This is a genomic window from Pandoraea sp. E26 (assembly GCF_000681415.1).
Lineage (GTDB): Bacteria > Pseudomonadota > Gammaproteobacteria > Burkholderiales > Burkholderiaceae > Pandoraea > Pandoraea pnomenusa.
Window position 1 is genome coordinate 52,264 of sequence record NZ_AYXJ01000035.1, and the last position, 14,168, is coordinate 66,431.

The 14,168-nt window shown below is 61.8% G+C and carries 12 protein-coding genes and 1 pseudogene; 8 read left to right on the plus strand and 5 right to left on the minus strand.

The window, feature by feature from the left end; translation table 11 throughout:
- Positions 1 to 481: 481 nt before the first annotated feature.
- The 3 genes from W930_RS0122330 to W930_RS0122340 form a co-directional block, all read right to left on the minus strand.
- Entirely contained in the window at positions 482 to 1,195 is a 714-nt protein-coding gene (locus W930_RS0122330) for a GntR family transcriptional regulator (RefSeq protein ID WP_023596925.1), read from the minus strand.
- A 29-nt stretch (positions 1,196 to 1,224) separates the two neighbouring features.
- The gene (locus W930_RS28520) at positions 1,225 to 1,503 is read right to left on the minus strand and encodes a hypothetical protein (RefSeq protein ID WP_141571129.1); all 279 of its coding nucleotides are present in this window, start codon (positions 1,501 to 1,503) and stop codon (positions 1,225 to 1,227) included.
- A gap of 570 nt (positions 1,504 to 2,073) precedes the next feature.
- Entirely contained in the window at positions 2,074 to 3,090 is a 1,017-nt protein-coding gene (locus W930_RS0122340; protein WP_023873587.1) for a 2-dehydropantoate 2-reductase, read from the minus strand.
- Positions 3,091 to 3,842: 752 nt separating this feature from the next.
- Between W930_RS0122340 and oxlT the strand changes: the two genes are divergently transcribed.
- The 4 genes from oxlT (at position 3,843) to W930_RS0122360 (ending at position 9,144) form a co-directional block, all read left to right on the plus strand.
- The gene (gene oxlT / locus W930_RS0122345; protein WP_023596922.1) at positions 3,843 to 5,189 is read left to right on the plus strand and encodes an oxalate/formate MFS antiporter; all 1,347 of its coding nucleotides are present in this window, start codon (positions 3,843 to 3,845) and stop codon (positions 5,187 to 5,189) included.
- A gap of 184 nt (positions 5,190 to 5,373) precedes the next feature.
- Entirely contained in the window at positions 5,374 to 7,164 is a 1,791-nt protein-coding gene (gene oxc / locus W930_RS0122350; protein ID WP_023596921.1) for an oxalyl-CoA decarboxylase, read from the plus strand.
- Positions 7,165 to 7,189: 25 nt separating this feature from the next.
- On the plus strand, positions 7,190 to 8,440 hold the full coding sequence (gene frc / locus W930_RS0122355; protein WP_023596920.1) for a formyl-CoA transferase: 1,251 nt from the start codon (positions 7,190 to 7,192) through the stop codon (positions 8,438 to 8,440).
- Between the two features lie 263 nt (positions 8,441 to 8,703).
- Positions 8,704 to 9,144, plus strand: coding sequence for a PAS domain S-box protein (locus W930_RS0122360; RefSeq protein ID WP_023596919.1), 441 nt, complete (start codon positions 8,704 to 8,706; stop codon positions 9,142 to 9,144).
- A 3-nt stretch (positions 9,145 to 9,147) separates the two neighbouring features.
- Here the strand turns inward: W930_RS0122360 and W930_RS30260 are convergent, their stop codons facing one another.
- Positions 9,148 to 9,438, minus strand: coding sequence for a hypothetical protein (locus W930_RS30260; RefSeq protein WP_144347382.1), 291 nt, complete (start codon positions 9,436 to 9,438; stop codon positions 9,148 to 9,150).
- Positions 9,439 to 9,683: 245 nt separating this feature from the next.
- On the opposite strand from W930_RS30260, the gene frc (W930_RS0122365) reads away from it, so the two are divergent.
- Both frc (W930_RS0122365) and W930_RS0122370 read left to right on the plus strand, forming a co-directional pair.
- Positions 9,684 to 10,931 (plus strand): formyl-CoA transferase, encoded by a 1,248-nt coding sequence (gene frc / locus W930_RS0122365; protein WP_023596918.1) that lies wholly within the window; start codon positions 9,684 to 9,686, stop codon positions 10,929 to 10,931.
- Between the two features lie 122 nt (positions 10,932 to 11,053).
- Positions 11,054 to 11,824: a fumarylacetoacetate hydrolase family protein gene (locus W930_RS0122370; protein ID WP_023596917.1), complete on the plus strand. Its 771-nt coding sequence runs from the start codon at positions 11,054 to 11,056 to the stop codon at positions 11,822 to 11,824.
- 107 nt (positions 11,825 to 11,931) lie between these two features.
- Here the strand turns inward: W930_RS0122370 and W930_RS28525 are convergent, their stop codons facing one another.
- Positions 11,932 to 12,912 (minus strand): LysR family transcriptional regulator, encoded by a 981-nt coding sequence (locus W930_RS28525; protein ID WP_023596916.1) that lies wholly within the window; start codon positions 12,910 to 12,912, stop codon positions 11,932 to 11,934.
- A gap of 264 nt (positions 12,913 to 13,176) precedes the next feature.
- On the opposite strand from W930_RS28525, the gene W930_RS30610 reads away from it, so the two are divergent.
- On the plus strand, positions 13,177 to 13,551 hold the full coding sequence (locus W930_RS30610; RefSeq protein ID WP_023596915.1) for a hypothetical protein: 375 nt from the start codon (positions 13,177 to 13,179) through the stop codon (positions 13,549 to 13,551).
- 42 nt (positions 13,552 to 13,593) lie between these two features.
- Positions 13,594 to 14,168 (plus strand): annotated as a pseudogene (locus W930_RS0122385) (NAD(P)(+) transhydrogenase (Re/Si-specific) subunit alpha); the annotation flags it as partial.

Here is a 14,168-nt window from a genome sequence, read left to right on the forward strand (position 1 = left end):
GAGCGTGCGGCACATAGCCCCCACCATATGCCGCACGGGTTCGGTCTCTCGCCCGTTGCTTACTTCGTCAACTCTTGGTACCGGTGCCGAAGCGTCAGTATGTGAAACACGATATATGATATACGGTATACGTGCAATAGATTCGGACCGGCTTTGGCGGGATCGTTTACCCGTAATTCGGCGTCGCCATGCATATGTGCCGGGTGAGGGTGCCGCGCCGGCTACCGCAGTTCGGGAAACGCGGGAGTGGACAGGCGGGATGCCGGGCAGGGGCGGGGGACAAGCGCAGGCGCAGCGGCGAGAAGGCCGAGGACGGACGTCGGGAACGAAAAGGAGACGGAAAAGGAAAAGGAAAAGGAAAAGGAAAAGGAAAAGGAAAAGGAAAAGGAAAAGGAAAAGGAAAAGGCCGGCGACATGTGCATGTCGCCGGCCTTTTGTCGAACGGACGTCGCCGGAAGCCTGGCGGCGTACGTCGGCAGCATTACTCGAGGAAGTCGCAGTGCTCTTCGACGAACGCGGCCAGCCCCAGCGTGTGATCGCGTGCGAGCTTCTCAGCCAGTTCGGTGTCCCGCTTCTCGAGCGCCGTGATGATTTTCAGGTGGTCGACAATGGAGCGGGCGGCCCGGTCATTCTGTGCAATCGTCACCTTGCGAATGGCGCGCACGTGAATGAACAGGTTCTTGATCGTATTGGCGATGGCCTGCGAACCGCCGAGATTGATCAGCGCCTGGTGGAAGTCGATGTTCGCGTCCGAATACTCTTCAATGTGGTCGGTCGGCGGTGCGTTCACGAACTCGTCGAAGAGATGGCGCAGCTTGGCGATCTCCTCGTCGCTCGCGTTCAGCGTGGCGAGCCGCGCGGACATGCCCTCCAGGGCTGCCCACATCTGGATCATTTCGACGATTTCGCGTTTGGTCTTGCGGATGATGAAGATGCCGCGTCGCGGGACCGTGCGGAGAAAGCCTTCCTGCTCCAGCAACGTCATGGCTTCGCGAATCGGTGTGCGCGAAACGCCGAGCACCTGGATGAGCTGACGCTCATCCAGGCGAATTTCTTCTTTCTGGTTATAGATATCGGCATCGGCGATCGCTTTTTTCAGCAGCGCATATGCCTGATTGCGAAAGCTCGTGGTCGTGTCGATCGGCTCCAGCACGAGCGGAGTCACGCGTGCCGGAGTTGGGGTGATCAGGGACATGCAATAGTCTCCTAGGTATTACGGCCCCTTCAGAGGCGCAATGCTTGCTGCCCCACGATGGTTGCCGGCTTCGTGACGAGTTTACCCGATTCGTTTGCCTGCGTGGTTTCCGGCAGGTACGCGAAACGACCGTTGGTTTCGGCCTTTTCGAGCATCGAGGCCGGCAGCGCGACGTAGAGGTGAACCATCGCAACACCGGCGGCGAGGGCGGAAGCCAAGGCAAGCAGAGTAAGTACAGTGACCAACATGATGAAGCTCCTGATGAACGTTGAACGGTAAGCCAATGTGGGGGAGAACTTGCTTTGCATTGTATGTCGCAACGCAACAAGTCTCAAGATATACCACATACCGAATATCAAAATTCATCATTTTTCGGGACGTTCTTCAGGTCACCGGACGTTCTTGCCGTCCAAATTTGTCTCTTTTTCCGATAGTCATCAGTGACTCGATAATGGCAGCTAACCTCCTTGGATGTCCGTCCGGCTTGCGTTGGTGCAAATTTCGGGACGCGGCGCTCGCGCGCGGTTTCCTTCATGCGAGGCGAAACGTCCGGGGTGGTGCAAACGTACGTTATTGCGTTGCCGCGAAGCCACATCGTGGCGTCCCACTTCTTGTTCGCGTCCGCCCGCGTCGACGATGGGCCGATTGTGTGGCGCTGGGCTATCGGTCGGGCAAAAAATCGGCCGCGACCGGGACCCGGCGGCGGCACCTATGGGCAATTGCGGGCAACGGCGTGGGCACCCGGCAACGCATCCCACGCCGTTCGCGTCCATCGTGCTGCCTATATATATAGGGAGATCGTGCAAGCGGGACACGATCGGTGCCCCGCCCGCGACTGTTTCATTAAAGCAACGCGCGTCGGCTGCCCTGGATCATGCTCAGGCGGCTTTGGCGGCAAGACGTTCCTGCGCGGCGGCGACCGCATCCGGTTGCGTCATGAATTCGCGCTGCTTGATCAGGGCGAGTACGACGTCGAGCGTCGGTGTCGGCACGTTCGCCAGTCGCCCCATCTCCTGCACGACGGACACGAGCGGATCGATTTCCATGGCGCGACCGCGCTCGAGGTCCTGGAGCATCGACGTCTTGTGCGCGCCTACAGCGCCGGCGCCGTTGATGCGCCGCTCCACGTCGACCCGGAAATGCACGCCGAACTTGTCGCCAATCGCCTTGGCTTCGAGCATCATGGCCTTGGCCACGGCGCGCGTGCCCGGATCGCTGGCGATGATGTCCAGCGTGCCGTGTGTGAGGGCGGAAATCGGATTGAAGCAGAGATTGCCCCAGAGCTTGAGCCAGATCTCGTCACGGATGTTGTCGCGAATCGGCGCATCGAGTCCGCCGGCGGCCATCATTTGCGAGAGCTTCTCCACGCGCTCGGTACGCTCACCACTGGCTTCACCCAGCGGGAACTTCGTGCCGTACACGTGCTGAATCACACCGGGTGCGACGACTTCCGTTGCCGGATAGACGACGCAGCCGATCGCGCGCTCCGGGCCAAGCTCGCGCCATTGGCGGCCACCCGGATCGATGCTCTCGAGCGTCGTGCCTTCGAGCGCGCCGCCGTGCTTGTAGAAATACCAATAGGGGATGCCATTGACGGCGGTGACCACGGCGGTGTCCGGGCCGAGCAACGGTTGCATCGCGTCGAGGACGGACGGTACCGAGTGCGCCTTGAGGGCGATGATCACGTAGTCCTGCGGGCCCAGTTCTCGCGGGTCGTCCGTGCATCGCAACTGGGCGACGCGCTCTTCGCCATCGATCAGCAGCTTGAGTCCGTTCTCGCGCATGGCCGCCAGATGCGGGCCACGTGCAACCAGACTGACTTCGGCTCCGGCACGCGCGAGTTGCACGCCCAGATAGCCGCCGATGGCGCCGGCGCCATAGATGCAAATCTTCATGAAGTCTCTCCCTCCAAAGGTCAATCGAAACCTGGGCCTGGTATGGGCCGTTTTGTTGTTCTAATTTCTACTAATACCAAATGTTGTATATCGTATATCACATAGCGGGTAGCGCCAAGCATTCGCGGGCGAATTGCCCTCATGGTTTCCCCGCAGATGGCCGAAAATCGGGGCAGTCGATCTGTGAGCCCAACGGCAATGAAATGCGGGCACGGATTCGTGTCAGGCGTCGAATGAGTGAATTATTACGGTGTGTTACAGACAACGGGAGGCCACGGGTCGTTCGTGTTCTTGTGAAATAAACTATCAAAAATATCGTCTTGTGCTCGTTTTAAAAATTGCCAAGGAGCCCGATGTAAAAGGGCGGAGCGCCTTGTTGGACAAGCCCCTGGGATCGGGTTAACTCCTTAGTGTTTTCGCATTGCGTTGTTGCGGCGCTTCGTCCTACAGTGGCGTTACTGTATCTAGCCGCCACTTAGAACAGTGCCTCGCGTGCCGGAGTTGTTGTCGATGCAATGGACGAAAACGACTTCGGCACGCGAGGGGAAAAACGAGGACAGCAATAAATTAGTGTTGACTTATATCTGATATATCGTATATTTCGTTCGGTATATTTACGGGAAAACGCAATGGACTCCCGTAGGCATCAGAGACAAGTCGACGAGGCAAAGACCTCGTAAAGCATACCCAGGGGGCACAGACCCCATCCGGAAGGTGTTGTTGTTGTGAAGCTGCCAAACAACTGGAAACCGATGGAGGAGGTACAAGTGGAGACGACTAATCAACACGGTAAGCAATCCGTGTTCGCGAGCCCTTGGGTTCAGCTCGTGTTCGGCGTGATTTGCATGGCGATGATCGCCAACTTGCAGTACGGGTGGACGCTGTTCGTCAACCCGATCGACGAGAAGTATCACTGGGGCCGCACGGCCATTCAGGTGGCATTCACGATTTTCGTCGTGACCGAAACCTGGCTCGTGCCGATCGAAGGGTATCTGGTCGACAAGTTCGGTCCGCGCCCGGTCGTGGTGGGCGGCGGTTTGCTGTGCGGCGTGGCATGGGTCTTGAACGCCTATGCGTCGTCGCTGCCGATGCTGTATTTCGCGGCGGCGGTCGGCGGTGTCGGCGCCGGTGCGGTGTATGGCACCTGCGTGGGCAACGCGCTGAAGTGGTTCCCGGATCGTCGCGGTCTTGCCGCGGGCCTGACGGCTGCCGGTTTCGGTGCAGGTTCGGCGCTGACCGTGGTACCGATCGCCAACATGATCAAGTCGAGCGGCTATGAGAACACGTTCCTGACCTTCGGTCTGGGGCAGGGGATCATCGTGCTGGTGCTTGGTCTGGCGCTCGCCAACCCGCCGGCATCGATCGAAGCGCTCAAGAAGCTGGCTCCGGGCGCCATGCGCTACAACGCCAAGCCGACGGAAGTCATGCGCTCGCCCGTGTTCTGGATGATGTACCTGATGTTCGTGCTGATGGCTGCCGGCGGTCTGATGGCGACGGCCCAACTCGGCCCGATCGCCAAGGACTACGGTCTGGATCAGGCGCCGGTGTCGATTCTCGGCCTCACGCTGCCCGCACTCACCTTCGCACTGGCTATCGACCGTGTGCTCAACGGGGTGACGCGTCCGGTGTTCGGCTGGATCTCGGACAAGATCGGTCGTGAAAACACGATGTTCATCGCATTCGCGATGGAAGCCGCGGGGATCTACGCGCTGGCGAAGTTCGGCCAGCACCCGGTGGCCTTCGTGATCCTGACCGGCCTGGTGTTCTTTGCCTGGGGCGAAATCTACAGCCTGTTCCCGGCAACGTGCGCCGACACGTATGGCTCGAAGTACGCCGCGACCAACGCGGGGATGCTGTACACGGCGAAGGGGACCGCCGCATTGCTGGTGCCCTTCTCGAGCATCATCACCTCGTCGACCGGGAGCTGGCAGGCCGTGTTCATGATTGCTTGCGCCATGAACGCCTTTGCCGCCTTCCTCGCCCTGTTCGTCCTCAAGCCGATGCGGGCTCGTCTGGCACAGCGTTACGCCAACGACTACCGGGAGCAATCCGGCGAGACGATCGTGAAGCCCGCGGACCTGAGCCGCAGCACCACGTAAGCAAGGCACCGAGAAGCAGCCTGGCTGAATGGATTAGCGAAATGTTTGACCGGCGTGCAATCCGGGTCCTCCCGGGCCCGGTTGCACGACCGGATGAGCAAGTAGAGAAGCTGTACAGGAACACCCACTAATCGTCAGACAAGACGACGCAACACTGAAACCGGAAAAATTGGAGGAGAGAATTATGTCCATTGCGATGACCGTGCCAGTCGGCAAGGCGGAAAACGACACCGCGGGCGACACGCTCAAAGACAGTAGCCGACACGCGAACATCGTGTCCGAGGCAGAAACGACCGATGGCTTCCATCTGGTCATCGATGCTCTCAAAGCGAACGACATCGACACCATCTTCGGTCTGGTGGGCATTCCCATCACGGACCTTGCACGTCTTGCACAAGCCGAAGGCATGCGCTTCATCGGCTTCCGCCACGAACAGCATGCGGGCCACGCCGCGGCCATCGCCGGCTACATGACGCAGAAGCCGGGTATCTGCCTGACGGTGTCCGCACCGGGCTTTTTGAATGGCCTGACGGCACTCGCCAACGCCACGACGAACTGCTTCCCGATGATTCTCATCAGCGGTTCGAGCGAGCGCGAAATCGTCGACCTGCAACAGGGCGACTACGAGGAAATGGATCAGCTCAATGCGGCCAAGCCGTATTGCAAGGCGGCCTACCGCGTGCTGCACGCCGAAGACATCGGCGTGGGCCTGGCCCGCGCCATTCGCGCTGCCGTGTCCGGCCGTCCGGGCGGCGTGTATCTGGATCTGCCGGCCAAGCTGCTGGCCCAGACCATCGACGCCAAGAAGGCCAAGGAATCGCTCATTCGCGTGATCGACGCCGCACCGCGCCAGATCCCGGCACCGGATGCCGTGGCACGCGCACTCGACGTGATCAAGGGTGCCAAGCGTCCGCTGATCCTGTTGGGCAAGGGCGCTTCGTACGCGCAGGCCGACGCCGACATCCGCGCGCTGATCGAGAAGACCGGCATTCCGTACCTGCCGATGTCGATGGCCAAGGGCCTGCTGCCGGACACGCACGAGCAATCGGCTGCCGCCGCGCGCTCGTTCGTGCTGCAAGAGGCCGACGTCGTCGTGCTGATCGGCGCCCGCCTGAACTGGCTGCTTGCGCACGGCAAGGGCAAGACCTGGGGCTCGGCGCCGAAGAAGTTCGTGCAGATCGACATCTCGCCGACGGAAATCGACAGCAACGTGGCGATCGCCGCGCCGGTGATCGGCGACATCGGTTCGTGCGTCTCGGCGCTGCTCGGCGGCATCGACGCCAGCTTCCCGAAGCCTTCGTCCGAGTGGACGGGCGCGATTGCCGAGCGCAAGAACAAGAACCTCGCGAAGATGGCGGCCACCCTGGCGCAGAACCCGTCGCCGATGAATTTCCACAGCGCGCTGGGTGCCATTCGCGACGTGCTCAAGAAGCACCCGGACATCAACCTGGTGAACGAAGGCGCGAACACGCTCGACTACGCACGCAGCATCATCGACCAGTACCAGCCGCGCAAGCGCTTCGACTCGGGTACGTGGGGCGTGATGGGCATCGGCATGGGCTTCGCCATCGGCGCGGCCGTGACGAGCGGCCTGCCTGTCGTGGCGATTGAAGGCGACAGCGCGTTCGGTTTCAGCGGCATGGAGCTCGAGACGATTTGCCGTTACGAGCTGCCGGTCACCACCGTCATCTTCAATAACAACGGCGTCTACCGCGGCACCGACGTGAACCCGACGGGCGGCAAGGACGTGGCCCCGACCGTGTTCGTGAAGGACGCACGCTACGACAAGATGATCGAAGCCTTCGGCGGCATCGGCTATCACGTCACCACGCCGGAAGAACTGACCAAGGCACTCGAGGCGTCGATCGCTTCGGGCAAGCCGACGCTCATCAATGCCGTCATCGACGAAGCCGCCGGTACGGAAAGCGGCCGTCTGACGAACCTGAATCCGCAAAGCGCGGCGATGAAAAAGTAATCCGAGTCAATTTAGGAGACATCACATGAGCAAACCCCTCGAAGGCATCAAGATCATCGACTTCACGCACGTGCAAGCGGGCCCGGCCTGTACCCAGCTGCTGGCATGGTTCGGCGCGGACGTGATCAAGGTCGAGCGCCCGGGTTCGGGCGACGTCACGCGCAACCAGTTGCGCGACATCCCCGACGCCGATGCCTTGTACTTCACGATGCTCAACAGCAACAAGCGCTCGTTGACCCTGGATACGAAAACGCCGGAAGGCAAGGAAGTGCTCGAGAAGCTGGTCAAGGAATCTGACGTGCTCGTCGAGAACTTCGCCCCGGGCGCCCTGGACCGCATGGGCTTCACGTGGGAGCGACTGAACGAACTGAATCCGAAGCTGATCGTGGCGTCGGTCAAGGGCTTCTCGGACGGTCACCACTACGACGACCTGAAGGTGTACGAGAACGTGGCCCAGTGCGCTGGCGGCGCCGCCTCGACGACCGGCTTCTGGGACGGCCCCCCGACGGTGTCGGCCGCAGCCCTGGGCGACAGCAATACCGGCATGCACCTGGCCATCGGCATTCTCACGGCACTCATCGGTCGTGGCCAGACGGGACGTGGCCAGAAGGTCGCCGTCTCGATGCAGGATTCGGTCATCAACCTGTGCCGCGTGAAGCTGCGCGACCAACAGCGTCTGGACCGTGTCGGCTACCTCGAAGAGTATCCGCAGTACCCGCATGGCGAATTCACCGACGTGGTGCCGCGTGGCGGCAACGCCGGCGGCGGCGGCCAGCCGGGCTGGGTGCTCAAGTGCAAGGGCTGGGAGACGGACCCGAACGCATACATCTACTTCACGATTCAGGGCCACGCGTGGGAGCCGATCTGCCGCGCCATCGGCAAGCCGGAATGGATCGACGATCCGAACTACAACACCGCGCAGGCTCGTCAGCCGCACATCTTCGATATCTTCGCGACCATCGAAGCCTGGCTGGCCGACAAGACGAAGTACGAAGCGGTCGACATCCTGCGCAAGTTCGACATTCCGTGCGCACCGGTGCTGTCGATGAAGGAAATCGCGAACGATCCGTCGCTGCGCGCGTCGGGCACGATCGTCGAAGTGCCGCACAAGCAGCGTGGCTCGTATCTCACCGTCGGCAGCCCGATCAAGTTCTCGGGCCTGAAGCCGGAAATCACGGGTTCGCCGCTGCTCGGTGAGCACACCGACGAGATTCTGTCCGAGCTGGGCTACAGCAAGGATCAGATCGCCAATCTGCACGCATCGCGTTCCGTCTGACAACGGGCGGCGGCCCGCCGCCGCATCCGTCGCATCGCGCGCGCCGCATCCGCCTTCGGGCGGAGCGGGCGCGTGCCGTGCGACGATGCGAGGCAAACAGGTCAAGCGTGTTCATGGGTGCGGCGCCGAACGGCGCGCGCACCCATTTTTATTTTCGGGACCGGATTGTCCTTTAATTGATGTAATTTATTGGCATGTTTGGCGGTCGTTCGAACCCGCCGAAACCTGTCTTTTGCCATCCCTACAATCGTCCTGGAGACATCATGAGCGCATCCGTCGACGTCAATCAATTGGTGCAGGTGGTGGGCGACGCCATCGTCGTTGCCGACCCGAACAACATCATCACGCTGTGGAATTCCGGGGCGGAGAAGATGTTCGGTTTCTCGGCGGACGAGGCCGTCGGACAACCGCTCGACATCATCATCCCCGACCGTCTGCGCGCACGTCACAACGAGGGCTACGCGAAGACCATGCAGACGGGGCAGACCAAATACGGCAGCGACCTGCTCAAGGTCCCGGCCGCGCACAAGGACGGCCGGGCGATGTCGATCGCCTTCACCGTTGCGCTGTTGCATGGTGCGGGGGGTGACGTCACCGGCATCGTGGCCGTGATTCGCGACGAGACCACGCGTTTCCAGGAGGATCGTCAACTGCGCAAGCGCATCGCCGAACTCGAAGCCAAGGTGGCTGCCACGGCAGGGTAAGGTTCATCGCAGGCGCGCAAGGCGCGCGCCGACGCTGATTTCAAGAAGCACCGATGCGCGACATCCGAAAGGGATGTCGCACATCGGTGCTTTTTCCATTTCAAGACGGTGGTCGTTGAGCAAAGCTACCTTTATGTATTTTGTATTCAATATATTCAAGGAGTCATCAACGTGGTCTGCATCAATTCGTCCGGTTTCAGCTGTCCAGTGCATGCCTGTAAACCCGTAGAACCCGGGTGTCCAATGGCACATGCTGCAATGCGGATCCCCTGTATTCACGGGGTTGGCGGACATTTTTGCATGATTACCCCGCAACACAGCAAAGCACATCGGCAACAAAAAGCCGTTGATAAAATATCGTGTATGAAATACCGTATATCACAACAAACGGACAGCGATGTGAATGGCGCCCAAAGAGGCGACGCGCATCGTCGACTCCGGCGAGACTCCCGGCGCTGACGTGTTTCCCCGTCCGCATGCCGGCATGTCTCGCGCACCGATCACATAAACGACGTCGCATCAGGAGGAGACAAACCACCATGGGCAAAGCACTTGAAGGTGTGCGCATACTCGACTTCACCCACGTGCAGTCGGGACCCACGTGTACGCAATTGCTGGCATGGTTCGGCGCCGACGTGATCAAGATCGAACGGGCCGGACACGGCGATGTCACGCGCGAACAATTGCGCGACATCCCCGACGCGGACAGCCTGTACTTCACCATGCTCAACAGCAACAAGCGCTCGATCACGCTCGACACCAAGCACCCGGAGGGCAAGGCGGTGCTCGAGCGCATGATTCGCGACTGCGACGTGCTGGTTGAGAACTTCGCCCCCGGGGCCCTGGATCGCATGGGCTTCACGTGGGAGCACATCCATTCGCTCAACCCGCGCATGATCGTGGCCTCGGTCAAGGGCTTCGGCCCGGGTCCGTACGAGGATTGCAAGGTCTACGAGAACGTGGCGCAATGCGTGGGCGGTGCCGCATCGACGACGGGTTTCGACGACGGCCCGCCGATGGTCACGGGGGCGCAGATCGGCGACTCCGGCACCGGGCTGCACCTCGCGCTGGGCATCGTGACGGCGCTGTATCAGCGCACGATGACCGGCGAGGGCCAGCGCGTGCTGACCGCCATGCAGGACGGCGTGCTCAATCTGTGCCGCGTGAAGCTGCGCGATCAGCAGCGCCTGGAGCGCACGCGGGTCATGGAGGAGTACCCGCAGTACCCGAACGGCCAGTTCGGCGACGCGGTGCCGCGCGCCGGCAATGCCTCGGGCGGCGGCCAGCCCGGCTGGATTCTCAAGTGCAAGGGCTGGGAGACCGATCCCAACGCCTACATCTATTTCATCACGCAGGCCCCGGTGTGGGGCTCGATCTGCAAGGTGATCGGCAAGCCGGAGTGGGTCGAGCATCCGGACTATGCGACGCCGCGCGCGCGTCTGCCGCGACTGCGCGAGATCTTCGACACGATCGAGCAATGGACCATGACGAAATCGAAGTTCGAGGTCATGGGCATTCTCAACCAGTACGACATTCCGTGCGGGCCGATTCTGTCGATGAAGGAAATCGCCGAAGACATGTCGCTGCGCGAGACGGGGACGATCGTGGAAGTCGATCACCCGACGCGCGGCAAGTACCTCACCGTCGGCAACCCGATCAAGCTCTCGGCCAGCCCCACGCACGTGGAGCGCTCGCCGCTGCTCGGCGAACACACCGACGACGTGCTCTCCGAATTCGGCTACAGCGCGCAGCAGATCGCCGCGCTGCGCGAAGTCGGCGCGGTCTGAGCCGCGCGGCACGCGCACGAGCGTCTGCACGAGACGGATGTGCATGACACCGAGACATCGTGTCCGGCGCGCGCACGGCGAACGCTGCCGTGCGGCCGGGCCGCTAAAGGAATGGCAAACACATGAAACTCTGGACCCGCTTCAAGACCGCGCATGGGCGCATCGGCTTTGGCCTGCTGCAGGACGATCAGATTCTCGAGCATCGCGGCAGTCTCTACGACACACCGATCGCGACGGGGGCGACGCTCGCGCGCGACGCGGTCGACCTGCTGTGTCCCTGCGAGCCGAGCAAGATCGTGGCGCTGTGGAACAACTTCCACGCGCTCGGCGCGAAGCTCGGCAAGGCCGCGCCGTCGCATCCGCTGTTTCTCATCAAGCCTGCGACCACGCTCAACGGGCCCGGCGCGGTGATTCGACGTCCCGCGTCGTATGCCGGCAAGATCGTTTTCGAGGGCGAACTGGGCGTGGTAATCGGCAAGACGGCGAGTCACGTGAGCGAGGAGGCCGCGCGCGATCACATTCTCGGCTACACGCTGGTCAACGACGTGACCGCCGCTGAAATCATCGAACAGGACGGCAACTTCGCGCAGTGGACACGTGCCAAGGGCTTCGACACGTTCGGCTGCCTGGGGCCGGTCATCGCGCAGGACTTCGACTGGCGCGAAGCCGAACTCGTTACTCGCCTCGACGGCACGGAGCGACAGCGCTACCCGCTCGCCGACATGATCTTCAATCCGTGGCAGCTCGTTGCGCGCTTGTCGCAGGACATGACGCTGCTGCCGGGCGATGTGATCGCGGTGGGCACGTCCATTGGTGTGGGCTCGATGAAAGAGGGCGCACTGGTGGAAGTGAGCATCGACGGTCTGGGCACGCTGGCCAACCGCATGGGCTGACGCGCGGCAGATCCGCAACCGATTTCACGGTGGTCGGCCGGGGTGGCAATGGCCTGAGTCGATCGCCCTTTTTCATTCTGACCTGACGTTGCGTCAGGCCACCGGCATCAGCGATGCAAGCGATCGCCATGTTCGCCGTCGGCGCTCACGGCGGGCGGCGGCACCGGGCTCTTGTAGGCCATCATGCCGTCGATGAGCATGGCGCCCTCGTCGAGGAGGAACTGACGAAACGCGAGCGCCACGGGCGGCAGCCGTTTGCTGCGACGGTGCACGACGTACCAGCTCTGCCATGCGGGAAAGCCCTTCACGTCGAGCACCGTCAGTTGGCCGGTCCGCAATTCCATGCCGACGGTGTGGGCCGACAGAAAGCTGATGCCCATGCCCGCCACGACCGCCTGCTTGATGGTCTCCGTGCTGGCGATTTCCATCGTGATCTTCAATTGCTGGGTGCGCTCGCCGAACGCATCCTGCAGGGAGTTCCAGGTGTCGGAGCCACGCTCGCGGCTGATGAACGGTTCTTGCGTGAGACGAGAGAACGGAATCTGGCGTTGATCGGCCAGCGCGTGGCCGGGCGGCGCCACGATGACATAGGGGTGCGGTGCGAAAGCCTCGTTGATCGTATCGATTTCGTGAGGCGGGCGCACCATCACCGCCAGGTCGGTGAGGTTTTCGGTGAGTTGATGCAGCAGTTCCTCACGGTTGTGCACGGTGAGGTTGAGCGTCACGCCGGGATGGCGCGCGGTGAACGCGGCGAGCAGACGGGGAAAGAAGTAGTCCCCCGCGCTGATCACGGCCACGTTCAGCTTGCCGCCCGTAATGCCCTTGAGGTGATCCATCGCCTCTTCGGTCTCGCGAAAGAGCGCAATGATCGCGCGGCTGTAGTGAAGCATTTCGCTGCCCGCCGGGGTGAGAAAGATCTTCTTGCCCAGTTGCTCGAAAAGCGGCAGACCGGCGTGTGTCTCGAGTTGCTTGACCTGCGTGGAGACAGCCGGTTGGGTGAGGTGCAGTTCTTCGGCGGCGCGCGAAAAGCTCAGATGGCGCGCCACGGCTTCGAAGACTTTCAGTTGGCGGAGCGTGGCGTGTTTCATGCGGCGGGCTTCCAGGAAGTCGGTCGGGGAGGGCCGGGCAGGCAAGATCGCACAGCGACTTGCAGGGCCTTGGTGTACCTGGGGAAGTATAAGTAATCGTAGATGGTTTGCATAATTAACTTTAACTGTCTTTTATACGTCGGGCTGCGTAATCTGCAATGGCAGCCCGGATGAAGGTGGTGTGACAGCAAAGCGTCGGTGACGCGTCATGCCAGGCGAGCGCGGGACTGCGAAGACGAACACTGATTCTGGGAGAACACCATCATGTCTGTCATCGAAACGCATATCAAACCCGCCGCCCTGGCACCGGTTGCCGACGCGCATCTGCACGCGTTCAACAACGCATTCGTTGAACTGGGTCTGGACTGGTATTGGGATAACCACACGTACACCCGCTTGCTGCACACCACGGGTAATCAGGATTTGCCGCTGGCGTATCTCGAGGGCGCTTCGGCGCAGGCGCTGCGCATGGCCGAGCTGGTGTTGATCGGGGCTTACCTCGATGGCCATCAGCCGCACCTGCTGCGTGCCTACGAACCGGAGTTCCTTTGCGATCTGATTCATTGCACCAAGGTGCGTTGCTTCGAAGCCGCCAATGAAGGGCGTTCGATGCTGGCACCGCGAGCCGCCGCGGCCTGAGTTTCACAACACGACAGGGGCTCAGACCCCGAGATAATAACTATGCATATTGGCATTCCAAAGGAGACGGCCGGCGGCGAATCCCGCGTCGCGGCCACACCGGAAACGGTGAAGAAACTGGTGGGCGCGGGACATCGCGTCACCGTGGAGCATGGCGCCGGCGAGGCGGCGAGCGTACCCGATGCGGCCTACGTCGCGGCCGGTGCCTCGAGCGGCAGCGCGGCCGACGCCCTTGGCGCCGAACTCGTGCTCAAGGTACGTGCACCGTCGATCGCGGAAGTCGCACAGATTCCGCGCGGCAGCGTCGTGGTCGGCATGCTCAATCCTTTCGATGCCGAGAACAACGCGCGCATGGCCGCGGCCGGTATCGTCGGCTTCGCCCTGGAGGCCGCGCCGCGCACCACGCGTGCGCAAAGCATGGACGTCTTGTCCTCGCAGGCCAATATCGCCGGCTACAAGGCCGTGATGCTCGCGGCCAACCTCTATCAACGCTTCATGCCGATGCTCATGACGGCCGCGGGCACCGTGAAGGCGGCGCGCCTGGTCGTGCTCGGCGCCGGTGTGGCGGGCTTGCAGGCGATCGCCACCGCCAAGCGCCTGGGCGCCGTGATCGAAGC